The organism is Buchnera aphidicola str. APS (Acyrthosiphon pisum) (assembly GCF_000009605.1).
Classification (GTDB): domain Bacteria; phylum Pseudomonadota; class Gammaproteobacteria; order Enterobacterales; family Enterobacteriaceae; genus Buchnera; species Buchnera aphidicola_I.
The window spans coordinates 172123-198137 of record NC_002528.1; the positions used below are offsets into that span (position 1 = coordinate 172123).

The window sequence follows — 26015 nt, forward strand, 5'->3', positions numbered from 1 at the left end:
TTAAATGATTTGGTTAGAAGAGAACATGATTAAAATAACTTTTTGTTTTTTTAAAGTTATTTTTATTTTATTATTAATAGTATTCTCTAGTGCTATGTTGAGTATAGTTGAACGAAGACTATTAGCCGTATTTCAAAATAGATATGGCCCTAATCGAGTTGGTTGGATGGGGAGTTTACAATTATGCGCTGATATGATTAAAATTTTATTTAAAGAAGATTGGATTCCTCCTTTTAGCAGAAAATTTATTTTTGTTTTATCACCAGTAATAGCTTTTACCTCTTTACTGTGTGTTATTCCTATTATTCCTTTTACATCTCATTTTGTTATTATTGATTTAAATATAGGGATTTTATTTTTCTTGATGATGGCCAGTTTATCTGTTTATGCAATATTATTTGCAGGTTGGTCAAGTAATAATAAGTATGCATTATTAGGAGCTATGCGTGCATGTGTGCAAACATTAAGTTATGAAGTATTTTTAGGTTTATCATTAATGGGTGTAGTCGCTCAGTCAGGATCTTTTAAAATATCTGATATTGTCAATAGTCAAAAATATATCTGGAATGTTTTTCCACAGTTTTTTGGTTTTTTAACTTTTCTCATAGCCGGTTTAGCAGTTTGTCATAGACATCCTTTTGATCAACCTGAATCTGAACAAGAATTAGCTGATGGTTATCATATTGAATATTCTGGGATGAAGTTTGGTTTATTTTTTATTGGCGAATATATTTCTATTATTACCGTTTCATCATTAATAGTTACACTTTTTTTTGGTGGTTGGTTAGGTCCTTGGATTCCCAGTTGTATTTGGTTTATTTTAAAAATTATTTTTTTTATTTTTCTTTTTATTTTAATCCGAGCAGCTTTGCCAAGACCACGATATGATCAAGTATTATTATTTGGATGGAAATTTTGTTTACCATTAACATTGTTTAATTTATTTTTGACTGCTTTTTTAATTTTGGTATAAATTTTTTAAGAGATTTTTTTATTTATGACATTAAAAAATATTATTATTGGATTTTTTACACAAATCAGAAGTATTTTTATGATTGGTGCAAATATTTTTTCTAAACCTGAAACTAAATTATATCCAGAAGAAAAAGTATATCTTGCCCCTCGTTATCGAGGTCGTATCATATTGACTCGTAATATAGATGGACAAGAACGTTGTGTTGCATGTAATTTATGTGCTGTAGTTTGTCCTGTTGATTGTATTTCTTTACAAAAATCTGAAAAAACTGATGGTCGTTGGTATCCGAAATTTTTTAGAATTAATTTTTCTCGTTGCATATTTTGTGGTTTATGTGAGGAGGCTTGCCCCACAGCTGCAATACAATTAATGCCTGATTTTGAACTATCTGATTTCAAAAGACAAGATTTGGTGTATGAAAAAAAAGATTTATTAATTTCAGGTCCAGGTAAATATCCAAATTATGATTTTTATAACTTTTCCGGTGTAACTCTCAAAGGTAAAAAAACAGGTGATTTAGAGATTCAAGCTAGACCTATTGATGTAAAAGATTTATTGCCATAAGGAGATTTTATGGAATTTGTTTTTTATGTGTGTTCATTTGCAGCAGTCGTTTCTACTTTTTTTGTAATTATTCAAAAAAATGCAGTGTATTCCTTAGTGTATTTAATAATTTCTCTTTTATCAATAGCTGGTGTTTTTTTTTCATTAGGAGCATTTTTTGCTGGTTCTTTAGAAGTAATTATTTACGCAGGAGCTATTATAGTATTATTTGTTTTTGTTATCATGATGCTTAATATAAGTGATAAATATAATTTAGAAGAAGCACACTATTTAAAACCTAGGTTTTGGATCGGACCAAGTATTTTATCATTAATATTACTTTTATCTATGACTTATGCAATATTTTTTTTAAGAGATAAAAAAATAGATGGATTTTTAATTGATTCAAAAATAGTAGGTATAAATTTATTTGGTCCTTATGTATTTTTAGTTGAACTGTCTTCCATTCTTTTATTATCTGCTTTAGTCGTTATTTTTCATATTGGAACCGAAAAAAATGTAGATAAAAATAAAGTTTTGTAATTAATTGATCTTTATTAAGGGCAATAATTCATGATTTCTTTATTTCACGGGTTATTTTTATCATTAATATTATTTATTTTAGGTTTAACATCTTTAATTGTCAGACGTAATATATTATTTATATTAATTAGTTTAGAAATAATGATGAATGCTGTTGGATTAGCGTTAATAGTAGTTGGTAGTTACTGGCATCAAGCAGATGGTCAAATAATGTATATATTCGTCATAACTTTAGCCGCATCAGAAGCCAGTATAGCTTTAGCATTATTATTACAACTTTATAGGCGAAAGAAAACATTAAATATTGATATTTTAAGTGAGATGAATGGATGAGTATTATTTTTTTCATAATTTTATTTCCACTAATCGGGTTTTTATTTTTATCTACTATACAAGATTTTATTTTCAAACGATATACTTTAAATATAGGTATATTTTCTATATTTATATCATTTTTTATAACTTGTTTTTATGGTGTTAGTATTCTTAAAAATAATAATCAAGTTTTTACTCAGATACTGTGGAAATGGTTATCTATTAATGAGTTTAAGATTGATTTTGGTTTTTTTTTAGATGGACTGTCTTTAAGTATGTTATTTGTAATTACAGGTGTTGGATTATTAATACATATTTTTTCTTCTTGGTATATGAGATACAAAGAAGGCCAGTCACGTTTTTTTGCATATACTAATTTATTTATAGCCAGTATGTCGGTTTTAGTGCTTGCTGATAATTTTCTATTTATGTATTTAGGATGGGAAGGTGTCAGTGTTTGTTCTTATTTGCTGATTGGGTTTTATTATACTGAATTAAAAAATAACCTTTGTGCTTTTAAAGCCTTTATTTTAACTCGAGTTTCTGATGTCTTCTTAATGATTGGAATGTTTTTAATATATAGAGAATTTAATAGTTTTAATTTCCAAGAAATTAAATTCTTATCAAGTTTTTTAAATGTAGAAAATTTTTATTATTTAGATTATATTACACTTTTTTTATTATTAGGAGTGATTGGAAAGTCAGCTCAGTTACCTTTACAAACTTGGTTATCTGATGCTATGGTTGGACCGACTCCTGTTTCAGCTTTGATACATGCAGCTACTATGGTAACAGCAGGTGTATATTTAATAGCAAGAACACATTTTTTATTTTTACTAACTCCTGGAATATTATATTTAGTAGGATTAATCGGTACATTGACAATATTAGTTTCCAGTATTTCTGCCTTAGTACAAAAGGATATAAAACGCATTTTAGCCTATTCTACAATGAGTCAAATAGGATATATGTTTTTAGCTTTAGGAGTTAAAGCGTGGAGTGCGGCAATTACACATTTGATTATGCATGCCATTTTTAAAGCATTACTATTTTTATCTGCAGGTTCATTGATTAAATCATGTAAAAATGAAAAAAATATATTTAAAATGGGTGGTTTACGTAAACAACTTCCTTTTTTATATATTAGCTTTATAGTTGGTGGGGCATCCTTAGTGTCTTTTCCTTTAATTACAGCCGGATTCTATAGCAAGGGTAATATTTTATTTAGTGTTTTAAAAAGCGGGTGTATTGATTTTTTTATAATCGGTTTATTTTGTTCTTTTTTAACTGCTATTTATACATTCAGAATGATTTTTGTTATTTTTCATGGTAAAAATATTCATACAGCAGACTCATCTACGAATTTACAACATAACATTCCATTATTTGTGCTTTTATTATTGTCTACTGTATTTGGTTCGTACATATCACCTCCATTATCAGATGTATTTCCTTTGTCTTATACCCCAATAGATCACAAGTTCGCATTTGAAATAATATGCAGTATATTATCTTTATCAGGAATATATTTATCTTACTATATTTGGATTAAAAATTTATATGTTCTAGATAAAATTTTTCAGTTTAAATTCATGAGATATTTATATTATTTTTTTTTAAAAGGATGGGGTTTTAATTGGTTTTATAAAATATCTTTTGTATATTTTTATTTATATATATCTAAGAGATTATCGGCTGATCCACTTAATAAAATTATCAATTATTTTTTAAAAGTCACGCAGATATTTAACTTTTACTTATTAAAAACTAGCAATGGTTATGTGAGATGGTACGTAGCTTCAATGATATTAGGTATTAATTTTATTTTTTTATTAATGTTATTTTTTTATTTTAATTAAAAACAGTGTGTTTATTAATATATTATTATTGTTTTAAAAATATAAAATAATTCTGTTGATTAAATAGTCATAGTGAATAATAGGAATATACGTGCAATGTTACTTTCTTTATTAATTATCATCCCATTTTTGAGTAGTTTTTTTTCTTTTTTTTCTCCTAGATTGCACAATAATTTTCCTCGCTGGATTGCACTATCAGGAATAATTGCAACATTATTAGTTGTAATACAAATATTTTTTCAAGAAAATTATCATATTTTTCAGATAAGACATTACCCTAATTGGAATTGTCAATTAATCGTCCCTTGGATCTCAAGATTTGGTATTGAATTCAACATTGCACTTGATGGTTTATCTATTATAATGCTTATTTTTTCTTCTTTTTTATCTATAATAGCTATTATATGTTCATGGAATGAAATTAAAAAAAATGAAGGATTTTTTTATTTTAATTTTATGCTTGTTTTCACTGGTATTATTGGTGTTTTTATTTCTTGTGATCTTTTTTTATTTTTTTGTTTTTGGGAAATTATGTTAATACCTATGTATTTTTTAATTGCATTATGGAGTGATAAAACTGAAAAAAAGAAAAATTTTCTAGCTGCTAATAAGTTTTTTTTATATAGTCAAACTTCTGGTTTAATATTGCTATCTTCTATTTTGTTATTAGTTTTTAGTCACTATTATAGCACTAATATATTAACTTTTAATTATAATTTATTAATTAATAAACCGATTAATATATATGTAGAATATATAGTTATGATAGGTTTTTTCTTATCATTCGCAATAAAGATGCCTATTGTTCCGTTTCATGGATGGTTACCTGATATACATTCTCGATCTCTTTCTTGCGGTTCAGTAGAAATAATTGGTGTGTTATTAAAAACAGCTCCTTATGCTCTTTTACGATATAATTTAGTTTTATTTCCCGATTCTACGAAAAGTTTTTCTTTAATTGCAGTTTTTTGGGGTATTATTAGTATATTTTATGGAGCTTGGATTGCTTTTTCTCAAACGAATATTAAACGATTAATTGCTTATTCTTCTGTTTCTCATATGGGTTTAATTTTAATAGGGATTTATAGTAATAACGAAAGGGCTCTTCAAGGAGTAGTTATTCAAATGTTATCAAATAGTTTAACTGTTGCTGCTTTGTGTATTTTATCTGGTCAAATTTATAAACGTTTTAAAACTCAAGATATGAGTAAAATGGGGGGTTTATGGTCTTGTATTTATTGGATTCCAGGTTTTTCTTTATTTTTTTCTTTGGCAAATTTAGGAGTTCCTGGAACTGGAAATTTTATTGGTGAGTTTTTAATTTTATCAGGAGTATTTGAAGTTTTTCCCTTAGTATCTATATTAGCGACGATAGGTATTGTATTTTCTTCTATTTATTCTCTGAATGTTATTCAAAAAATTTTTTATGGCCCATGCAAACAAAATATTAAAGTTTTTTTCATAAATAAACAAGAAGTATGGACAATAATAGCGTTAGTCTTTACATTAGTCTTTTTAGGTTTAAATCCACAGAAAATTATAGATGTTTCATATAATTCTATACACAATATTCAAAAAGAATTTAATAATTCCATTCTAAAGATAAGGTCTTAATTAGTAATGATAATAAATTTACAACAATTAACAGCATTGCTGCCTTTGTTGATTATAATGTTAACTGTTATCACAGTCATATTATCTATTTCTTATAATCGAAATCATTTTTTTGTTGCTGTATTCAGTATATTAGGTCTTATATTCGCCCTATGTTCACTATATTTTTTAATTGAAATTATTCCTATAAACGTAAGTATATTATTTCATTTTAATAGTAATGCTATTTTATATATCGGAATGATTTTAATTTCTAGCATCTGTACGTGTATTTTTTCATATCCGTGGTTATTAAAATATCCGTTTAACAAAGAGGAGTTTTATTTATTAGTAATTATTTCAACTTTAGGTGCAATATCATTAACTATATCTCATCATATGGCGTCATTTTTTATTAATATTGAACTAATATCTTTACCTATGTTTGGTTTAATTGCTTATTCAAGATATCAAAAATACTCTTTAGAGTCTTCATTAAAATATATTATTTTATCTGGCGTTTCTTCTAGTTTTTTATTATTTGGTATTGCATGGGTTTATTCGATTTCTGGAGGTCTTGATTTTTTATCTATACATAAGAGTTTTAATTTTGCATCTGAAAAAGAAATATTAGTAGTGCTGTTTGGAATAAGCATGATACTTTTATCCTTATTTTTTAAGCTGTCAATTGTACCATTTCATTTATGGACTCCTGATATTTATCAAGGCTCTCCAACATCAGTATTATCTTTTTTTAGCACTGCCGGGAAAATTTCTGTTTTTAGCGTACTATTAAATTTTTTATCATATTTTTCTAATTCAGACAACAAAGTAATATATTTTATATTATCGTTGATAATTATTTTATCTATATTAGTTGGTAATTTGATGGCTCTTTTTCAAAAAGACATCAAAAGATTTTTAGGATATACATCTATATCTCAAATAGGATATTTGTTGATAGTATTGCTTGTATCACATAAGAATTATTCATTTTCTTTAGAAGCTAGTGCGATATATTTATGTGGTTATTTATTTAGTAATATAGCGTGTCTTGGTATTGTAAATTTAATTTCAACTTCACATATAAATAATAATGCTAGTTCAATAAATTCATATCGAGGGTTGTTTTGGTCTCATCCACTTTTATCTAGTGTATTGACTTTAGTTTTGATTTCATCTGCAGGTATTCCAATGACTTTAGGGTTTATTGGAAAATTTTATATATTATCAATTGTTATGATAGAACATTTATGGTTAATAGGTTTTGCTTTTCTAATTGGAAGTCTATTAGGTTTATACTGTTATTTAAGAATAATTTTAAATTTATATTTACACCCATCGAAATTATTTAAAAGAGATTTAAATATACCTCTGAATTGGGTTTATACTCCTTCTGGTATAGTAATATGTATTTCAGGAATAATACTGTTAGCTTTAGGTATATATCCTAATCCATTAATTGGCTTAATTAAATGTACTATATAATATTATTTTTGAAAATATATTTATAATACTAAAAAAATTTTTACTAATAAAAAAGGTATTTTTAGTGGCCGATTTTTTATATGCTATTACTTTTGAAGTATTTTTTTCGATCTAATCATATTTATGATAGACTATTGTATATACAAAAAAATAAAAAATAATTTTTAAAATTTTTTTTTATTATAATTTTTATATTTGTGCTATTTTTTTGATATTTTTCTGTCTAGTTATTAAAAATAAAATGTATGAAATTACTAATTAAAAAAATTATATTATTTTTTTACTAGGTATGTGTTAGAAAGCTTATTTTTAATAGATAATATTTTAATGCAGTGTGTTATTTTTTAATCTCTAAAATACTGATAAATTTTCAAAAAATACTACTATATTAGTATGCGAAGTTTTCACATTATTCTGAATAATAGTTTTTTATTGTCAGATATTTTTTAAGTGTTATTAATTATTATGCTCGTGTAATTTTTTTTATTAATAGGCTTAGAAATTTATTTTTTCTAATAAAACTAGTTCATAAAAAACAGTATTAGAATATTTCTAATATCTGATTTTTTAGAATAAGTAAAGATGCAAATAATAAAAAATTTTTATCATCCCTCTTTTATTTGTATCTTTGATTGCAATAGATCTGACTAAGATGATTTTTACAGTAGATAGTATTTCGGACATTTTTTTGTATTAGATCTAAGATTTATATATCTTCTTTATATATATAGAAAAAATTACATGATAAAACATAGATTATCCGAGGGGTTATGAATTTTTATCATGTTCCAAATAATTTTGAAAATTTTTTTTTTATTATTCTAATATTGATAACTGTTTTGATAATATTAATTATTGTATTAGTTATATTTATAATTAATAATATATTATACAATAAAAAATATTAATAATTTTTTATTTAAACACATAATTTTACATATAGATATTTATATTTTAATTTTTTAAAAAAATATAAAAAAATAAAAAATTTTTTACCATAACGTATTATACAATTTAATTTTTTATAAGATTATAAAATATATAAGACATATTTAGGTCTTTACATGTTGTTCTATTTCTCATCAGAAGATTTTCAATTATTTTTTACAAAAAAATAAGAGTGCTATGATTAATAAAAATTACTCTTTATCTCTCTGGCTTAAATATTTAGAGCAGTTAGATAAAAAAAGAATATATAATCTTACTGAATTAAAATTTCTTGCAAAAAAGCTCGGTTTATTAAAGTCGGAATCTTTTATTTTTACTGTTGCAGGAACTAATGGAAAAGGTACTACTTGTGCAGTATTAGAAAGATTGTTATTAGATTCGGGTTATCAAGTAGGACTATATACTTCCCCTCATCTTATAAATTTTGTAGAAAGAGTTAGAATTAATGGGTTTGTTCTTCATGAAGAAGAACATATTGATTCTTTTCAGAATGTAGAACTAGTTCGAAATGGTGTTTTATTAACTTATTTTGAATTTATTACACTCGCTGCATTAATTTTGTTTAAAAGGTATTCATTAGATTGTATTATACTAAAAGTAGGTTTAGGGGGAAGATTAGATGCTACTAATATTATAGATTCTGATATATCGATAATAACTAATATAGGTATAGATCATACTTCTATTTTAGGAAGAGATCGCATAAGCATCGCACGTGAAAAATGTGGAGTTTTTAGAAAAAATAAAATTTCTGTTATTGGAGAAACTGATATACCTTGTTCTATGTATCAAATAGCTAAAGAAAAAAAAACAATACTAAAGAAAATTGATATAGATTGGTCATGGGAAAAAAAAAGAAATTATTGGAATTTTTTTCATTCTACCATACAATTGTATAATTTACCTGAGACTCAGGTACCATTATCGAGTGCAGCTACTGCTTTATCTACTCTATATTATTCTCGTTTTAAAATAAAAGAAAAAATTATAAGAAAATCTATTTCTAATGTTCAATTGCCTGGTAGATTTCAAGTTATTTCTACCTTTCCTTATATTATTGTCGACGTAGCTCATAATCCTAACGCTGCTTTTTATTTATCTCAAAAAATAGATGAAATAAATATAACCGGAAAAATATATGCAGTGGTAGGCATATTAAAAGATAAAGATATTTTGGGTATTATTGATCCTCTGGCAAATAAAATTCATCATTGGTTCACTGCCCCCTTGAAAACGATTCGAACTGCCACCAAACATGAATTAAAAAAATTTTTTCCTATTCACAATACATCTATTTTAAAAAGTATTGAAATAGCTTATAAAAAAGCTTTGATATTAGTAAAAAAAGAAGATGCTATTATAATTTTCGGTTCTTTTTTAACTGTTTCAGAATTTCTTTCTTTAAAAATATAAATATAACACACAAAAAAATATGATTTTGGAAAAATCTATGTTGTTACTAGATTATATTATTATTTTTTTCATTATTATTTCATTTTTTTTTGGTTTATCACGTGGTTTATATCAAGAAATAGTTTCTTCTTATTTTTGGTTTTTTAATTTTTATTTTTTTAATAAATATGATTACTTTAGTTCGTTTTTTATTAATGCAGTTCAGAATGTTTTTTTAAAAAATAAAATTTTAATATTAGTGATGATTATTTTTTTTTTATTATAAAACATGTTTTAAACTTTTTTATGAGAAAACTTATAAGAAAAATGAAAATATCTTATTACAATATTATTTTAGGAGGTCTATTTGGAATATTTCGTAGTATACTATTAGTGTTTTTTCTTCTTTTTATTTTTAGTTATTTTGATCAGAATCGCTATAATTATTATATAAATCATTCTTTTCTAATATTATTTTTTTTAAAATATAAACATTATTTTTTATTATTAGATATAATTTAGAGACTAAGCACATTATGATGTGTATCAATATAAAAAATTATAGTGTGCTTAGAATTTTAGCAATTTAAATCAGATGTTTAATGTTCAAACATAGCAGAAATAGATTCTTCATTACTAATTCGTCTTATTGCCTCTGCTAACATACCTGATAAGGTTAATGTTCGTACATTAGGTAGTAACTCAATATTTTCTGATAATGGGATAGTATCACATACAACTACTTCATCAATAACTGAATTCTTTAAGTTTTTTGGTGCATCTCCAGAAAAAACAGGATGTGTTGCATATGCAAAAACTCTTTTAGCACCTCGTTCTTTAAGAGCCTCAGCAGCTTTACAAAGAGTTCCGCCTGTATCTATCATATCATCTACTAAAATGCAATCACGATTAGCTACATCTCCAATAATATTCATAATTTGAGATACATTAGCACGAGGTCTTCTTTTATCGATAATCGCCATATCAGTATCGTAAAGAAGTTTAGCAATTGCTCTAGCTCTTACAACTCCACCAATATCAGGAGAAACAACAATAGGGTTCTTTAGCTCTCTTTGAAGCATATCTTCTAAAAGAATTAAACTGCCAAATACGTTATCTACAGGTACATCAAAAAAACCTTGTATTTGTTCTGCATGCAAATCTACTGTTAATACACGATCTACTCCAATGCTGGATAGAAAGTCAGCTACTACTTTTGCGGTTATAGGAACGCGAGCCGATCTTACTCTGCGATCTTGACGAGCATATCCAAAATATGGTATGACTGCAGTAATTCTTCCCGCAGAAGCTCTTCTTAAGGAATCTACCATCACAACTAATTCCATAATATTATCATTCGTTGGTGAACAGGTAGATTGAATGATAAAAACATCACTTCCTCTTACATTTTCATTTATTTGAACACTTATTTCGCCATCACTAAATCGACCGACAGATGCTTTTCCTAAGTTGATATATAATCGATTTGCAATAAATTTTGCTAGTTTAGGAATAGAATTTCCAGAAAAAAGTTTCATGTCAGGCATAAAGAACCTTTTTTATTTTGAATTAGTAGTTTTATGTATTCGATAATAATATTTTCTATTCAAAAATATTTTATTAAATAAATTACCATTAAAATATTTTCTTATTCTAACAATCAATATTATCGTTTATAAAGAGTTTTATGCAATGGTGAAATATTAACACTTTTTGCTATAAACCCTTGGACGTTTTTAGGTAACACGGAAAAAATTTTTTGTGCAGATTTTTTATTATCAAATTCAGAAAAAACACAAGATCCTGTGCCAGTCATGCGTGAAGGCGCATATGAAGATAACATTCTAATTAATTTTTTTATTGGGACAAATTGTTTTTTTGCTATATTTTCGAAGTCATTTTTAAAAGGTGTTTTTAATAATACTTGGAGTGATTTTTTAGCTGTATTACTCATTAAAAATGGACTTGAAAACATATAACGTGTTGAAATATTAATACAAGGATAGACAACTAAATACCATTTTTCTTTTTGCACAATAGGATATAATATATCTCCTATTCCTTCAATAACAGCTGTATTGCCCATAACAAAACCAGGTACGTCAGCCCCTATTCTGAGTCCTAATAAAGATAGTTCTTTCAATGTATATTGTGTATTCCATAATTTGTTTAGAACAACTAAAGTGGTTGCAGCGTTTGAAGAACCTCCTCCTAATCCACTACCCATAGGTATGTTTTTTTTTAAAAATATTTTTGCTCCATAACTAGAATTTTGTAATTTACCTTGTAAGAGTGCAGTTTTTTTTAATAGTTTAGCAGCAATAATAATACTATTTTGTACATTCATAAAAATTTTTTTTTCAGTGAATAATTCAATATTACCTGTTTTATTAGCAATTATTTTGAATTGATCACCATAATCAAGAAATTGAAACAATGTTTGTATATTATGATATCCATCTTTTCGTCTACCTGTGACATATAGAAAAAGATTAATTTTTGCGGGAGATAAACATGTATAAATCATTTTTTTTTGGTTTCGTTTGTTCATTTAAAATATTTTTATATTAATTTTTATTAAAATTACAATAGAAACATTTAAAATGTTATAATCACTATCGTATAGATATTTACATTTTATCGTTTTAAAAAAGATTAAATAAAAAGTATTTTTGTATTTTTGATTACATTAATAATACATTGTTTAATATTAATTAAAAATTAATTTTTTTAAAACACTCAGCAATAGAAGGTTTTTATGAATAATTCTATTTTAAATAAATTAAAATCTTTACGAAATCGCTACCAAGAAATTGAAATAATGCTTACACAGAAAAATGTTATTTCGAATCGTGAAAATTTAAAGACTTTATCTAAAGAATATTTGAAACTTTCAGAAATTATAAAATATTTTATTGAATGGGAAAAACTAGAAGTTGATATTGAAAATGTCAATATCTTGTTAAATGACGTAGAAATACAAGGTATGGCTGAAGAAGAATTATATTTTTTTAATAAAAAAAAGAAAGCGTTAGAAAAAAAAATTAACCAATTATTATTACCTGAAGATCCTAATGATAAACATAGTTGTTTCATTGAAATTCGATCTGCAACCGGAGGGGATGAATCGTCTATTTTTGCAGGTGAATTATTTAGAATGTATCTGCGATATGCTGAAAGTTATTCATGGAAAGTAGAAATAATGAATACTAGTGAAAGTGAAAAAGGAGGATTTAAAGAAATAATTGCAAAAATTACAGGAAGAGGTGCATGTGGTCGCTTAAAATTCGAATCAGGTGGCCACCGTGTGCAAAGAGTACCAGAAACAGAATCACAGGGAAGAATTCACACATCAACTTGTACAGTTGCCGTTATGCCTGTGACTCCTAAAACTGAAAAAGAAGAAATTAATTCTTCTGATTTAAAAATTGATACTTTTCGATCTTCTGGCGCTGGAGGGCAACATGTCAATACCACTGATTCTGCCATTAGAATCACTCATATCCCTACAGGCAATGTAGTAGAATGTCAAGATGAACGTTCACAACATAAAAACAAAGCGAAAGCCTTATCTATTTTATCCGCACGTGTTTATGCGGCAAAATTAGAAAAAGATCGTCAAGAAAGCTCTTCTATGAGAAAGATTTTATTAGGTACTGGAGAACGATCTGATAGAAATAGAACATATAACTTTCCTCAAAATAGAATTACAGACCATAGAATTAATCTTTCTATCTATAAATTAGACGAGGTATTACAAGGAAAATTAGATTTGCTTATTGATCCAATTATTCAGGAATATCAAGCTGATATGCTATCTTCTTTATCTAAATCAGAATCATGAACATTAAAAAATGGATTAAAAAATCTATTCAAAAATTATCTCACGTCGATAATCCTAAATTTGAATCAGAACTTTTATTAAGTTATGTTACAAAACACACACGTAGTTTTATTATTAGTTCTGATGAAATTCAATTAACTGAAAAACAATATAAATACTTAAATCATTTAATTCATCGTAGATCTTTAGGAGAACCTATAGCTTATATAATAAAAGAAAAAGAGTTTTGGTCTTTGTCTTTATGTGTTTCATATGATACTCTTATTCCAAGACCTGATACAGAGATTTTAGTCGAGCGAGCATTATCTAAAATTAAAAGTAATTCTGCATGTATTCTTGATTTAGGTACTGGATGTGGAGCAATTGCTTTAGCTTTAGCTAGTATCAATTCTAATTGGAATATTATCGGCATTGATAAATCAGAAAACGCCCTTGCAATAGCTCGAATCAATGCTTCAAAATTAAATTTTAAAAATGTTACTTTCTTTTTTAGTGACTGGTTCTTAAATATAAAAAAAAAATTTAATATTATTGTAAGTAACCCGCCATATGTTAGTAAAAAAGAAATTAAATTTTTTAAAAAAGATATTTTTTTTGAGCCATTAAGTGCTCTTATATCAGATAATAATGGACTATCAGATATTGAGAATATAATAAAAAATTCGAAACATTACTTGTTTTATGGTGGTTGGTTAATGATAGAGCACGGATGGCGACAAAAAGTAAAAGTTCAGTATTTATTTAAAAAATATAATTTTCATGAAATAGAATCTTATCAAGATTATGGAGGAAACGATCGTGTAACAATTGGGAAAAAATATGATAAATAAAAATTTATATATTTTAAAAAATTTGTAAAAACAAAAAATGTTGTATTAACAAAAACAAAAAAAAATGTTATATTTTAATATAAAGTAAATTTTTTATAAAAAAATTATACCATTTAAATTTTTATTATTTATTTTAAAAATATTACTATTACTAATAATATGAACTCTCTTTCTAATATTGATTTTTCTAAATTATCACTGTTTGAATCAATTATCGTTGCTTCTCAGGCTATTCGAGAAGATTTTCCTTCACATAGTGTCCTGACTGAATTAAAAAATAGAATTAAAGAAGCTGAATCTTACATTTCATCTGAAAACGAACCTGATCGCAAATTAGAAAAATTGCTGCAATTGTTTTATACTCAGTGGAATTTTGGTGGCGCCAGCGGTGTTTATAAGCTTTCAGATACATTATGGATTGATAATGTTCTAAAAACACGAAAAGGCACTGCAGTATCTCTAGGAATTATTTTTTTACATATTGCTCAATCATTAAAACTGCCATTAAATCCCGTTGTTTTTCCTACTCAACTTATTTTAAGAGCAGATTGGATCAACGAAAAAAAATGGCTTATTAATCCTTTTAATGGAGAGATATTAGATCAACATACATTAGAAGTTTGGTTAAAAGGTAATATTAGTCCGACAGCAGAATTATATGAAAATGATTTATATAAATCTGAATCTATTACTGTAATTCGAAAAATGTTAGATACATTAAAAGCCGCATTAATGGAAGAAAAAAAAATGGAATTAGCACTCAATGTTACTAATTTATTAATTAAAATTGATCCAAATGATCCCTATGAAATTCGTGATAGAGGACTGATATATGCACAATTAGAATGTAATCATGTTGCTTTAACAGATTTGATTTATTTTGTAGAACATTGTCCAGAAGATCCTATTAGTGAAATCATTAAAATTCAAATTCACTCTATTGAACAAAAAAAAACTATTTTACATTAAAAACTATTTACTGTGTAATCGGTAGATTACGTTTGTGTAATGTATTTAAATATAGTGCTTCAATAATTTTTTGACTTCTAATATCTATTTTTTTTTGTTCTAGATAAGAATCAATTGCATCATATGTAACACCTAAAACAGATTCATCATCTTGCTGTGGATGCTCATCTTCTAAGTCCGCCATTGGTTTTTTTAAATATAAATGCTTTGGACAATTTAAGTTTTTTAATAACAATCGAATTTGTCGTTTATTTAACTTGGCAATAGGATTAATATCTGTTCCGCTATCTCCATATTTTGTAAAAAATCCAGTAATATTTTCTGCTGCATGTCCTGTGCCAACTACAAGACCTTGTTTCATCGCTGCAATACTATATTGTACTTTCATTCTTTCTCTAGCCTTTTCATTTCCTCTTACATAATCTGAAATAATGACACCTGATTTTTTTAAAGATTTTTCACTGCTTAAAACCGCTTTTTTGATATTAACATTAAAAATTTGGTCTGGTTGTATAAAACGAATTGCATCCTGACAGTCTTTTTCATCATATTGAATACCATATGGTAAGCGCAATGCAATAAATTGGTAGGTAATATCGTTCTTTTCTTTTCTTAATGTTTCAGCAGTCATTTGACATAATTTTGCAGTCAATGTTGAATCTTGTCCTCCGCTGACACCAACTATTAAAGATTTTATATGCACATGATTAACTAAATATTTTTTTAAAAAATCAACGCAATTTTTTATTTCTATCTCTGGTATAATTGCTGGTTTTACTCCCAGTAATTCGATAATTTTTTTTTGAAGTGTCATAGATCAACCTGATTTTTCAGAAATTGAAAATATTTATATACAAAATAGAAAATATATTTTTTAATATTATTAAAATAAATAAAATGGACAAAAAATTGAATAATTTAATTTTAGTGTTAAATTGTGGTAGTTCTTCTATAAAATTTGCGATATTAAATCCTGATAATAAAGAAAAATATTTATCTGGATCAGTAGAATGTTTATTTTTATTAGAAACATATATCACATGGCAGTGTTTAGGAACAAAACATAAAAAAAAAATAGGTGCAAATGTTAATCATAAAGACGCTTTAAATTTTATTATAGAACAGGTTTTTTCACAACAAAAAGATATTTTTAAAAATCTAATAGGAGTAGGTCATAGAGTAGTACATGGAGGAACTAAAATAAAAAAATCAACTTTAATTGACAGTAATATTATTAAATGTATTCAAGATGCATCATCTTTTGCTCCACTACATAATCCTGCTAATTTAATTGGCATAAAAATGATTATAGAAAAATATCCTAGTTTATCAAGAAAAAATATAGCAGTTTTTGATACATCCTTTTATTGTAATATGCCTGAAACTTCTTTTCTATATGCAATACCATATAATTTTTATAAAAAATATGGTATTAGACGTTACGGTGCTCATGGTATTAGTCATAATTATGTTGCTCATAGAGCATCTCTTATGTTAAATAAACAATTTAAATCTTTAAATATCATAACATGTCATTTAGGCAATGGATCTTCTATTTCTGCTATTTGCAATGGAATATGTGTAGATACTTCAATGGGATTAACTCCTCTAGAAGGATTAGTTATGGGTACTCGTAGCGGAGATCTAGATCCTTCAATTATTTTTTTTATGAATAACCATCTCAATTTAAGTATTGATAAAATTGAAACAATTTTAAATAAAAAGTCAGGATTATTAGGTTTAAGTGGAATTAGTAGTGATTTTCGTTATTTTGAAAAAAAATATTATTGTAAAAAACATGCTAAAAGATCTGTAGATATCTTTTGTCATCGTCTATCTAAATATATTGCCGCCTATACAAGTGTACTAGAAAATCGTTTAGATGCTGTTATTTTTACTGGTGGTATCGGTGAAAATGTACCTTTAATTAGAGAATTAGTTTTTTCTAGATTATCTCTATTAGGTTTTAAGATTAATTCAAATCTTAACTTATCTACTATAGGAGGTAAATCCGGTTTAATTACTGAGGATAATTCTACTCCAGTTTTTGTAATTACAACAGATGAAGAATTAGCAATAGCTCAAGAAACTAATAGTATAATTAATAGAAAATAGTTATTTCTTAGTATTTTATATTGATATATCATAACAGGAAAATTATGTCCCGTATTATAATGTTAATCCCTTTAGATAAAGATATTGGTTTGACTTCAATCGGTTTGAGTATCATTTATTTTTTTTATCAAAAAAAAATAAAAAAGAAATCTGTTCAGTCTATATTGTATTTTTCCTGCACACAAAATTCATCTAATAGTACATCGCATGTTATTAATAAATATTTTTCAAAAATCGTTCATACAGTAGATTACATAGATTTTTCTAAAGTTTTGTTTAATTCTCCAGAGTATTCATTTTTATTAAATAAAGTTATAGATGAACATTATAATAACAAATTTTTACGTGAACTTATTCTAATTGAAGGTATAAAAAATAATTATTGTATTAATTCTGAAGAAATGAATTATGATATTTCTCAAAATTTGAATGCGGAAGTAATATTTATAGCAAATTTAGAAAATTCTTCTCCCGAATATATTAAAAATAAAGAAAAAAAAATTAATTTTTTTTTAAAACAAAAAAAATATAAAAATATTTTAGGTGTTATTTTTAATCAAATTAATTCTCCTTTTCTAGAAAACAAATATGATTTTATAAAAAAGTTGATAGTTTTAAAAAAAATAAAAAATGAAACAAAAACAATAGTGCCTAAAAAAATATTAAAAAATAATTTTTTCTCAATTATAGCCTGTATTCCTTGGAATCGAAACATCGTAACAACACGTGTAATAGATCTTTTTAATTTTTTAAATATACAACATACTAATTTAGTACAAAAAAAAAATCATATCATAGAAGAAATAATCATATTCGATACGCATCATCTAAATTTATTAAATAAACACTCTTTAAATACTTTAGTAATAGTTTCTTTTAGTCGTGTAGATGTTTTTTTAAATGTTTTAAATTGTAATGTGAATCGTAGTAAAGTGAAGTGTATTATATTAACGGGAATATTAAAATTAAAAAAAAATATTGCTTCTTTATATAAATTTTTAATTAAAAGATCTATTTCTATTTTTTTTACAGAAAAAAATACAATAGAGATTTTATCTCAATTGCAAAACTTTAACTTTGATATTTCTGTAAAAGATATAACATATATTAAAAAATTACAGAGATATATTTCCAATTTTTTTTGTCATTCTTCTTTTATGTTTTTTAAAAAAAAATATAATATAAATGTAATATATCCTCCGAAAGAATTTTGTTATAATTTAAAATTATTATCACAAAAAAAAAATAAACGTATTAAATTGCCTGAATCATATGAAATTCGAATATTAAAATCCGTTGCAATATGCAGTGATTCTAATATTGCTCAATGTGTGTTATTGGGTGATCCAAAAAAAATTTATAGTATTGCAAACGATAACGGGATTAATTTAAAAAAAAATATTGAAATAATTGATCCTATTTCAGTAAGACAAGAATATCTTGCACGTTTTTTAGAAATACGGAAAGGAAAAAATATCAACGAATTTTCTGCTAAAAAACAATTAGAAGATAATACTGTTTTAGCAACTTTGATACTGGAATCTAATCATGTAGATGGATTAGTTTCTGGATCCATAAATACCACATCTGATACTATACGTCCAGCATTGCAAATTATTAAAACTAATCCTCAAAGTTTATTAGTCTCATCTATTTTTTTCATGTTGTTACCAAATCAAGTTTTAATTTATGGTGATTGTGCAATTAATATCAATCCTACTGCAGAAGAATTAGCAGTAATTGCCATTCAATCTGCAGATTCAGCAAAAATGTTTGGAATAGAACCACGTATTGCAATGTTGTCTTATTCAACGGGTTGTTCTGGATTTGGGTGTCAAGTTGAAAAAGTCAAAGAAGCTACTTCTATTATTAAGAATAGAAGATCCGATTTAATAATTGACGGGCCTATACAATATGATGCAGCAGTTTCAAATAAGGTTGCTAAATTAAAAGCACCTTCTTCACCAATTTCAGGATCTGCGAATGTTTTTATTTTTCCAGATTTAAATTCTGGTAATATAGCTTATAAAGCAGTTCAACGTTCTTCAAGAATAGTTTCTATTGGTCCAATGCTTCAGGGTTTGAGAAAACCAGTAAATGATTTGTCAAGAGGTGCCTCAGTGGAAGACATTATTTATACCATTGCATTAACATCAATTCAATCTGAATAAAAACGAATTTTTTATAAAAAAATATATATTTTTAAATTTTAATTGTGATATTTCCTTTTGGTTTACAACAACATGGAAAAATTTCTCGTTCTTTAAATAAAGCAGCCATAGGCTGTTTTATTAAATAAAATACTTCTCCTTTGATTAATTCAATTCGGCATATACCACAATATCCAGATCTACATTGATATTCTAGATGAATATTGTTTAATTCTAAAACCAATAACAAGGTTATCTGTGTTTGATAAACAATTTTTTTTTTAATATTTGTTATTTCAATAATAGAGGATTGCATGTTTATAGTTCAAATTTTTTAAATTCATTATCAGATACTTCTGAATCAATTTGACCAACTAAATAAGAACTAATTTCTGTTTCTTGTGGCGCAATTTGTATATTGTCAGAAGTCAACCAATCATTAATCCAAGGAATAGGATTAGATTGTTTTTTAAAAGGCATTTTAAAACCTATCGCATGCATACGAATATTTGTAATATATTCTATATACTGACAAAGAATATCTTTATTTAATCCAAGCATCGAACCACTTTTAAATAAATATGAAGCCCATTTTTTTTCTTGTTGTGCTGCGGAAATAAATATATTAATAGCTTCTTCTTTACATTCTAAAACTACATCTTCCATATTTTCATTATTTTTTATATTACTTAAAAGATTTAAAATATGTTGAGTTCCTGTTAGATGTAACGCTTCATCGCGTGCTATCAATCTTATAATTTTTGCATTTCCTTCCATAAGTTCTCTTTCTGCAAACGCAAATGAACATGCGAAACTAACATAAAATCTAATGGCTTCTAAAACATTTACACTAATTAAACATAGATATAATCTTTTTTTAAGAAATCTTAAATTGATATGAATTTTTTTCCCATTTATTAAGTGAATACCTTCACCTAATAAATGCCAATAACTAGTTAAATTTATCAATTCGTCATAATAAATAGAAATATTTTGAGCTCGATCATAAATGTTTTTATTTGAAATAATATCATCAAAGACTAAAGATGGACAGTTAACAATGTTTCTAATGATATGAGTATAAGAACGTGAATGGATCGTTTCTGAAAAAGACCATGTTTCAATCCATGTTTCTAATTCAGGAATAGAGATGATTGGTAAAAAGGCTATATTCGGGCTTCTTCCTTGTATCGAATCGAGTAGCGTTTGATACTTTAAATTACTAATAAAAATATGTTTTTCATTGTCAGGTAAATTTTGGAAATCTATTCTATCTCTAGAAAGATCTATTTCTTCAGGTCTCCAAAAAAACGATAATTGTTTTTCAATTAATTGTTCAAAAATTTTATATTTTTGTTGATCATATCTAGCGATGTTTACAGGTTGTCCAAAAAACATAGGTTCTTTAAGTTGATTATTTTTTTTTTTTGAGAAAATTGTGTAAGACATGTTATTACACCTAATGATAAATTTAATATTGTACTATATATTCCTAAAAATTTTTATTTTTTTATTTTTATAAAATACATGATCCGCTTTCACAAATATCTTCTGTTATAGATTTAGATGTAATATTTTGATCGTCTTCAGAACCATCCCGAGTATTTTGATAATAGAGTGTTTTTAAACCAAGCTTATAAGACAAGAGAAGATCATAGAGAAGCTGTTTCATCGGGATCTTGTTATTTAAAAATCTTGCTGGATCATAGTGTGTATTTACTGAGATAGATTGATCAATAAATTTTTGCATAATACCGGCTAGTTGTAGATATCCTGTATTATTTGGAATATCCCAAAGTAATTCGTACTGTAATCGTAATTTTTTATATTCAGGGACAACTTGACGTAAGATTCCATCTTTAGATACTTTAATACTAATAAACCCTCTTGGCGGTTCAATTCCATTTGTTGCATTAGATATTTGAGAAGATGTTTCTGAAGGCATTAAGGCAGATAAAGTTGAGTTTCTTAGTCCATATTTTTTTATTTTACTACGTAATAAATTCCAGTCTAAATGTAGTGGTTCATTGCATATGTCATCAATATATTTTTTATATGTATCTATAGGTAATTTTCCTAAATAGTAATTAGTATGATTAAACAAAGAACATGCTCCTTTTTCTTTCGCTAATTCACAAGATGCTTCTAATAAATAATATTGCATTGCTTCAAAGGTTTTATGTGTTAAATTATGTGCACTTCCATCTGAATAACGTACTTTATTTTTAGCCAAATAATATGCAAAATTAATTACACCAATTCCTAAGGATCGTCTAGAAATAGCTGATTTTTTAGCTGCTAATACTGGGTAATTTTGATAATCTAATATTTCATCAAGCGCACGCACAGATAATATTGACAATTCTTTAAAGTCATCAAGACTTTTAATTTTTCCCAAATTAAAAGCTGATAATGTACATAGTGCTATTTCCCCATCTGTATCATGCACATCATTTAATGACTTAGTTGGTAACGTAATTTCTAAGCATAAATTAGATTGTCTTATTGGAGACAATTCGGGGTTAAACGCACTGTGTAAATTACAATGATCTACATTTTGTACATAAATACGTCCAGTAGAAGTTCTCTCTTGCATCATCAGAGAAAATAAATCTAATGCTTTAATAGTTTTTTTTCTAATATTTTTATTTTTTTCATATTGTAAATATATTTTTTTAAATTTTTTCTGATCAGAAAAAAATGCTTTATATAAATCAGGAACATCTGAGGGACTAAATAATGTTATTTGATCTCCTGATAGCATTCTTTGATACATTAATTTATTAATTTGAATAGCGTAATCAATATGACGTACTCTATTTTCTTCGATTCCTCTATTGTTTTTTAAAACTAATAAACTTTCAACTTCTAAATGCCAAATCGGATAAAAAATAGTTGCAGCCCCACCTCTTACACCCCCTTGTGAACAAGATTTTACAGCACTTTGAAAATGTTTATAAAAAGGTATACACCCTGTATGAAATGCTTCTCCATTTCTAATAGGACTACCTAATGCACGAATTTGTCCAGCATTAACACCAATTCCGGCACGTTGAGAAACATATTTTACAATAGAGCTAGTTGTGGCATTAATAGAATTTAAACTATCACCACATTCAATTAAAACACAAGAGCTAAATTGACGAGTTGGAGTTCTGACACCAGACATAATTGGTGTTGGTAATGAAATTTTAAAAGTAGAAATCGCATTATAAAAACGATGAATATAGTTCATTCGAACATTTTTTGGATATTGTGAAAATAAACATGCAGATATTAAAATATATAAAAATTGCGCACTTTCGTATATTTTTCCATTAACGCGATTTTGTATTAAATATTTTCCTTCTAATTGTTTTACAGCTGCATATGAAAAATTCATATCTCGCCAATGATCAATAAAACTATTCATTTGTAAAAATTCTTTATAAGAGTAGTTTTTTAATAAATTCTCATCATATTTTTCCAAATCAACCATTTTCTTTACATGATCATATAGTTTAGGTGGTTCAAATTGACCATAAGCTTTTTTTCTAAGATGAAAAATAGCTAGTCTTGCAGCCATATACTGATAATCTGGTGTATCTTGTGAAATCAGATCAGCCGCGGCTTTTATAATAGTTTCATGTATGTTAATAGTAGTAATATTATTATAAAATTGAATACGTGAGCATAATTCAACTTGTGACACAGATACGTCATCTAATCCTTCTGACGCCCAATTTAATACTTTATGAATTTTATCTAAATTTATTTTTTCTTTTCTTCCATCACGTTTAGTGACAAACAGATTTTTTTTCATCATTAATTTAACTTATTATAAAGAGTATAAAAAATTTATTTTCATTTAATTATTAATACATATTATCTACATCTATAGATCAATTTTTTCTATCATAGGATCTACAATTTTTTGTAGAGCAACAACTTTTTCATTTTTTGATGTTCTAATCAATATTACACCTTGCGTGTTACGTTTTAATACTCCAACTTCGGAAACTCTAATTCTAACTAATGTTCCTGCATCAGTAATCATCATAATTTGATCTTTTTCTATAACTTGTATTGCTCCAATTATCTTTCCATTTTTTTTGGTAATTTTAATCGAAATAACACCTTGAGTAGCACGTGATTTTATAGGAAAATCAGAAATTTTCGTACGTTTTCCATATCCATTTTTTGTTGCTATCAAAATACTTCCTTTATTTTTAGGTACAATTAAAGAAACAACTTTGTCATTTTTCTTAATTTTAATTCCTTTAACTCCAGATGCAGTTCTACCCATAGTACGAACACTATTTTCTAAAAACTGTACTACTTTACCGTTCTGTGTGAATAACATGATATTGTTATTTCCATCAGTTAAAGCGACTCCAATAAGCTCATCATTTGCATGTAAATTGATGGCTATAATTCCTGCAAATCTCGGTTTTTTAAATTGACTTAAAGAACTTTTTTTTACTATTCCATGAGCTGTAGTCATAAAAATATTAAGGTTATCTTGATATTTATGTACTGGTAATATAGCTGTAATCCTCTCTTTAGGGCTTAATGGTAACAAATTTACTATTGGTCTTCCTCTTGCATGTCTACTAGACTCAGGTAATTGATATACTTTCATCCAATATAGAATACCGCGACTAGAAAAACATAATATAGTATCATGCGTATTTGCTATTACTAAACTTTCTATAAAATCTTCTTCTTTTATTTTTGCAGCTGATTTCCCTTTTCCACCGCGTCTTTGAGCATTATAATCAGAAAGAGGTTGATATTTTACATATCCTGAATGAGATAGTGTTACTACGACATCTTCTTGATTAATTAAATCTTCCATATTAATATCAGAATGATTTTCGGTGATTTTAGTTCGTCTTTTATCACTAAAGTTATTTTGTATTGATAATAATTCCGATTTTATAACTTCAAACATTTTCTTAGGATTTTCAAGTATTTCTTTTAATTCTTTAGTTTTTTTTATTAAATCATTGTGCTCCATAATTATTTTTTCTTGTTCTAAATTAGTTATTTTATGTAAACGTAAATCTAATATAGCTTGTGCCTGTTTTTCACTGAAATAGTATTCATGTTTTTTAGCTAAATAATTTATTTTTTCAGATTTCCAGTTTTTTTGAATTATAATTTTTTTTGCATCTATTGAGTTTACTGAATTTTTTATTATTTCAATAATTGCATTAATATTAATTAATGCCATATTCAATCCTTCAAGGATATGAATACGGTTGCGAACCTTATTTAATTCAAAAAGACTACGTCTTATAATGATTTCTTGTCTATGTGACAAGAAATTTTTTAATATCTCTTTTAAAGATAAAGTTTTGGGTTGTCCTTGACATAAAGCAACCATATTAATACCAAAAGATATTTGCAATTGAGTTAAAGAATATAGCTGATTGAGAATTACTTCGGCTATTGCCTCTCGTTTTATTTCTATAACAATTCTCATTCCATCTTTATCAGATTCGTCGCGTAATGCAGTGATTCCATCAATTCTTTTTTCTTTAACTAATTCTGCTATTTTTTCTATTAAGCGAGATTTATTGACTTGATACGGTATTTCATTAAAGACAATAGATTCTTTTTTATTTTTTTTATTTTTTTCAATCTGGTTTTGTGCTCGAATATAAATTTTTCCTTTTCCAGTGCGATAAGCTTCTTCAATTCCTGATTTTCCATTAATTATAGCAGCTGTTGGGAAATCTGGACCTGGAATATGTTTAATTAATTCTTCTAGGGTGATGTCGTTATTATCAATATATGCTAAGCAACCATTAATCACTTCATTTAAGTTATGAGGTGGAATATTTGTAGCCATTCCTACAGCTATACCTGATGAACCATTTATTAAAAGATTAGGTATTTTTGCTGGTAGTATTTCTGGAATGTATTCAGTTCCATCATAGTTTGGTAAAAATTCGACAGTATTCTTCTCTAAGTCGTTTAATAGCTCATGAGCTATTTTGGACATGCGAACTTCTGTATATCGCATTGCTGCAGCAGAATCTCCATCAACAGAACCAAAATTTCCCTGTCCATCTATAAGCATATAGCGCAATGAAAATTTTTGAGCCATCCGAACTATTGCATCATATACAGCAGAATCTCCATGTGGGTGATATTTTCCTATAACATCACCTACTATGCGAGCAGATTTTTTATATGCTTTATTCCAATCATTATTTAATATATACATTGCAAAAAGTATTCTTCGATGGACTGGTTTTAAACCATCTCGAACATCTGGTAAGGCGCGGCCGACTATCACGGACATAGAATAGTCTAAGTAGGAGCTTTTTAACTCTTCTTCAATATTGACCTGTATGATTTCTCGTGAAGGGTCTTTCATAAAAAGTTTATCTCTTTTATTGAAAAAATCAAATTAAGTAAAAAATTATAACATAATTAAACTATTAGATGCATCTAAAGAAA

Annotated in this window: 21 protein-coding genes; 14 read left to right on the forward strand and 7 right to left on the reverse strand. The window is 26.2% G+C overall.

The window, feature by feature from the left end:
• Window positions 1-4 precede the first annotated feature (4 nt).
• The 9 genes from nuoH to BU_RS00910 all read left to right on the forward strand — a co-directional run bounded on the left by nuoH (window position 5) and on the right by BU_RS00910 (window position 10179).
• Entirely contained in the window at window positions 5-973 is a 969-nt protein-coding gene (gene nuoH, locus BU_RS00865) for an NADH-quinone oxidoreductase subunit NuoH (RefSeq protein ID WP_010895978.1), read from the forward strand.
• 24 nt (window positions 974-997) lie between these two features.
• Window positions 998-1540, forward strand: coding sequence for an NADH-quinone oxidoreductase subunit NuoI (nuoI, locus tag BU_RS00870; protein ID WP_010895979.1), 543 nt, complete (start codon window positions 998-1000; stop codon window positions 1538-1540).
• A 9-nt stretch (window positions 1541-1549) separates the two neighbouring features.
• On the forward strand, window positions 1550-2062 hold the full coding sequence (nuoJ, locus tag BU_RS00875) for an NADH-quinone oxidoreductase subunit J (RefSeq protein WP_009874118.1): 513 nt from the start codon (window positions 1550-1552) through the stop codon (window positions 2060-2062).
• A 30-nt stretch (window positions 2063-2092) separates the two neighbouring features.
• Entirely contained in the window at window positions 2093-2395 is a 303-nt protein-coding gene (gene nuoK / locus BU_RS00880) for an NADH-quinone oxidoreductase subunit NuoK (protein WP_009874119.1), read from the forward strand.
• Window positions 2392-4236: an NADH-quinone oxidoreductase subunit L gene (gene nuoL / locus BU_RS00885; RefSeq protein ID WP_010895980.1), complete on the forward strand. Its 1845-nt coding sequence runs from the start codon at window positions 2392-2394 to the stop codon at window positions 4234-4236. The genes nuoK and nuoL overlap by 4 nt, the downstream gene beginning before the upstream one ends.
• A 96-nt stretch (window positions 4237-4332) precedes the next feature.
• The gene (nuoM, locus tag BU_RS00890) at window positions 4333-5850 is read left to right on the forward strand and encodes an NADH-quinone oxidoreductase subunit M (RefSeq protein WP_010895981.1); all 1518 of its coding nucleotides are present in this window, start codon (window positions 4333-4335) and stop codon (window positions 5848-5850) included.
• Window positions 5851-5856: 6 nt separating this feature from the next.
• Window positions 5857-7317 carry an NADH-quinone oxidoreductase subunit N gene (locus BU_RS00895; RefSeq protein WP_164927326.1) on the forward strand — a complete coding sequence of 487 codons (1461 nt, stop codon included), beginning with the start codon at window positions 5857-5859 and terminating at the stop codon, window positions 7315-7317.
• 1125 nt (window positions 7318-8442) lie between these two features.
• Window positions 8443-9678, forward strand: coding sequence for a bifunctional tetrahydrofolate synthase/dihydrofolate synthase (gene folC, locus BU_RS00900; RefSeq protein ID WP_010895983.1), 1236 nt, complete (start codon window positions 8443-8445; stop codon window positions 9676-9678).
• Window positions 9679-9984: 306 nt separating this feature from the next.
• On the forward strand, window positions 9985-10179 hold the full coding sequence (locus BU_RS00910; protein ID WP_231834386.1) for a hypothetical protein: 195 nt from the start codon (window positions 9985-9987) through the stop codon (window positions 10177-10179).
• Window positions 10180-10256: 77 nt separating this feature from the next.
• Here BU_RS00910 and BU_RS00915 read toward each other — a convergent pair whose 3' ends face one another.
• On the reverse strand, window positions 10257-11204 hold the full coding sequence (locus BU_RS00915; protein WP_009874126.1) for a ribose-phosphate pyrophosphokinase: 948 nt from the start codon (window positions 11202-11204) through the stop codon (window positions 10257-10259).
• Window positions 11205-11323: 119 nt separating this feature from the next.
• On the reverse strand, window positions 11324-12208 hold the full coding sequence (gene ispE, locus BU_RS00920; protein WP_009874127.1) for a 4-(cytidine 5'-diphospho)-2-C-methyl-D-erythritol kinase: 885 nt from the start codon (window positions 12206-12208) through the stop codon (window positions 11324-11326).
• A 207-nt stretch (window positions 12209-12415) separates the two neighbouring features.
• Between ispE and prfA the strand changes: the two genes are divergently transcribed.
• The 3 genes from prfA to sirB1 all read left to right on the forward strand — a co-directional run bounded on the left by prfA (window position 12416) and on the right by sirB1 (window position 15300).
• Window positions 12416-13501 (forward strand): peptide chain release factor 1, encoded by a 1086-nt coding sequence (gene prfA / locus BU_RS00925; protein ID WP_009874128.1) that lies wholly within the window; start codon window positions 12416-12418, stop codon window positions 13499-13501.
• A complete protein-coding gene (gene prmC, locus BU_RS00930; protein WP_009874129.1) occupies window positions 13498-14331 on the forward strand; it encodes a peptide chain release factor N(5)-glutamine methyltransferase in 834 nt (277 codons plus the stop codon). Before prfA ends, prmC begins: the two co-directional genes overlap by 4 nt.
• A gap of 159 nt (window positions 14332-14490) precedes the next feature.
• Entirely contained in the window at window positions 14491-15300 is an 810-nt protein-coding gene (gene sirB1 / locus BU_RS00935) for an invasion regulator SirB1 (protein WP_009874130.1), read from the forward strand.
• 7 nt (window positions 15301-15307) lie between these two features.
• On the opposite strand, the gene nadE is transcribed toward sirB1, so the two are convergent.
• On the reverse strand, window positions 15308-16114 hold the full coding sequence (gene nadE / locus BU_RS00940; RefSeq protein ID WP_009874131.1) for an ammonia-dependent NAD(+) synthetase: 807 nt from the start codon (window positions 16112-16114) through the stop codon (window positions 15308-15310).
• An 83-nt stretch (window positions 16115-16197) separates the two neighbouring features.
• On the opposite strand from nadE, the gene BU_RS00945 reads away from it, so the two are divergent.
• Both BU_RS00945 and pta read left to right on the forward strand, forming a co-directional pair.
• Window positions 16198-17415, forward strand: a complete 1218-nt coding sequence (locus BU_RS00945) for an acetate kinase (RefSeq protein WP_010895984.1) — start codon at window positions 16198-16200, stop codon at window positions 17413-17415.
• A 44-nt stretch (window positions 17416-17459) separates the two neighbouring features.
• Window positions 17460-19586 carry a phosphate acetyltransferase gene (gene pta, locus BU_RS00950; protein ID WP_010895985.1) on the forward strand — a complete coding sequence of 709 codons (2127 nt, stop codon included), beginning with the start codon at window positions 17460-17462 and terminating at the stop codon, window positions 19584-19586.
• 31 nt (window positions 19587-19617) lie between these two features.
• Here the strand turns inward: pta and yfaE are convergent, their stop codons facing one another.
• From yfaE to gyrA, 4 genes are all read right to left on the reverse strand, one after another.
• Window positions 19618-19881: a class I ribonucleotide reductase maintenance protein YfaE gene (gene yfaE / locus BU_RS00955; RefSeq protein ID WP_009874134.1), complete on the reverse strand. Its 264-nt coding sequence runs from the start codon at window positions 19879-19881 to the stop codon at window positions 19618-19620.
• 2 nt (window positions 19882-19883) lie between these two features.
• Complete coding sequence (gene nrdB, locus BU_RS00960) at window positions 19884-21014, reverse strand: class Ia ribonucleoside-diphosphate reductase subunit beta (RefSeq protein WP_009874135.1); 1131 nt, start codon at window positions 21012-21014, stop codon at window positions 19884-19886.
• A 67-nt stretch (window positions 21015-21081) separates the two neighbouring features.
• On the reverse strand, window positions 21082-23367 hold the full coding sequence (nrdA, locus tag BU_RS00965) for a class 1a ribonucleoside-diphosphate reductase subunit alpha (protein WP_009874136.1): 2286 nt from the start codon (window positions 23365-23367) through the stop codon (window positions 21082-21084).
• A 72-nt stretch (window positions 23368-23439) separates the two neighbouring features.
• On the reverse strand, window positions 23440-25932 hold the full coding sequence (gene gyrA / locus BU_RS00970) for a DNA topoisomerase (ATP-hydrolyzing) subunit A (RefSeq protein WP_010895986.1): 2493 nt from the start codon (window positions 25930-25932) through the stop codon (window positions 23440-23442).
• Between the last annotated feature and the right edge of the window lie 83 nt (window positions 25933-26015).

Excerpts from the sequence above, each read along its gene's own strand:
- nuoH (WP_010895978.1), top strand. The coding sequence starts at position 5 with ATGATTTGGTTAGAAGAGAACATGATTAAAATAACTTTTTGTTTTTTT.
- nuoI (WP_010895979.1), top strand. The coding sequence starts at position 998 with ATGACATTAAAAAATATTATTATTGGATTTTTTACACAAATCAGAAGT.
- nuoJ (WP_009874118.1), top strand. The coding sequence starts at position 1,550 with ATGGAATTTGTTTTTTATGTGTGTTCATTTGCAGCAGTCGTTTCTACT.
- nuoK (WP_009874119.1), top strand. The coding sequence starts at position 2,093 with ATGATTTCTTTATTTCACGGGTTATTTTTATCATTAATATTATTTATT.
- nuoL (WP_010895980.1), top strand. The coding sequence starts at position 2,392 with ATGAGTATTATTTTTTTCATAATTTTATTTCCACTAATCGGGTTTTTA.
- nuoM (WP_010895981.1), top strand. The coding sequence starts at position 4,333 with ATGTTACTTTCTTTATTAATTATCATCCCATTTTTGAGTAGTTTTTTT.
- BU_RS00895 (WP_164927326.1), top strand. The coding sequence starts at position 5,857 with ATGATAATAAATTTACAACAATTAACAGCATTGCTGCCTTTGTTGATT.
- folC (WP_010895983.1), top strand. The coding sequence starts at position 8,443 with ATGATTAATAAAAATTACTCTTTATCTCTCTGGCTTAAATATTTAGAG.
- BU_RS00910 (WP_231834386.1), top strand. The coding sequence starts at position 9,985 with ATGAAAATATCTTATTACAATATTATTTTAGGAGGTCTATTTGGAATA.
- BU_RS00915 (WP_009874126.1), bottom strand. The coding sequence starts at position 11,204 with ATGCCTGACATGAAACTTTTTTCTGGAAATTCTATTCCTAAACTAGCA.
- ispE (WP_009874127.1), bottom strand. The coding sequence starts at position 12,208 with ATGAACAAACGAAACCAAAAAAAAATGATTTATACATGTTTATCTCCC.
- prfA (WP_009874128.1), top strand. The coding sequence starts at position 12,416 with ATGAATAATTCTATTTTAAATAAATTAAAATCTTTACGAAATCGCTAC.
- prmC (WP_009874129.1), top strand. The coding sequence starts at position 13,498 with ATGAACATTAAAAAATGGATTAAAAAATCTATTCAAAAATTATCTCAC.
- sirB1 (WP_009874130.1), top strand. The coding sequence starts at position 14,491 with ATGAACTCTCTTTCTAATATTGATTTTTCTAAATTATCACTGTTTGAA.
- nadE (WP_009874131.1), bottom strand. The coding sequence starts at position 16,114 with ATGACACTTCAAAAAAAAATTATCGAATTACTGGGAGTAAAACCAGCA.
- BU_RS00945 (WP_010895984.1), top strand. The coding sequence starts at position 16,198 with ATGGACAAAAAATTGAATAATTTAATTTTAGTGTTAAATTGTGGTAGT.
- pta (WP_010895985.1), top strand. The coding sequence starts at position 17,460 with ATGTCCCGTATTATAATGTTAATCCCTTTAGATAAAGATATTGGTTTG.
- yfaE (WP_009874134.1), bottom strand. The coding sequence starts at position 19,881 with ATGCAATCCTCTATTATTGAAATAACAAATATTAAAAAAAAAATTGTT.
- nrdB (WP_009874135.1), bottom strand. The coding sequence starts at position 21,014 with ATGTCTTACACAATTTTCTCAAAAAAAAAAAATAATCAACTTAAAGAA.
- nrdA (WP_009874136.1), bottom strand. The coding sequence starts at position 23,367 with ATGAAAAAAAATCTGTTTGTCACTAAACGTGATGGAAGAAAAGAAAAA.
- gyrA (WP_010895986.1), bottom strand. The coding sequence starts at position 25,932 with ATGAAAGACCCTTCACGAGAAATCATACAGGTCAATATTGAAGAAGAG.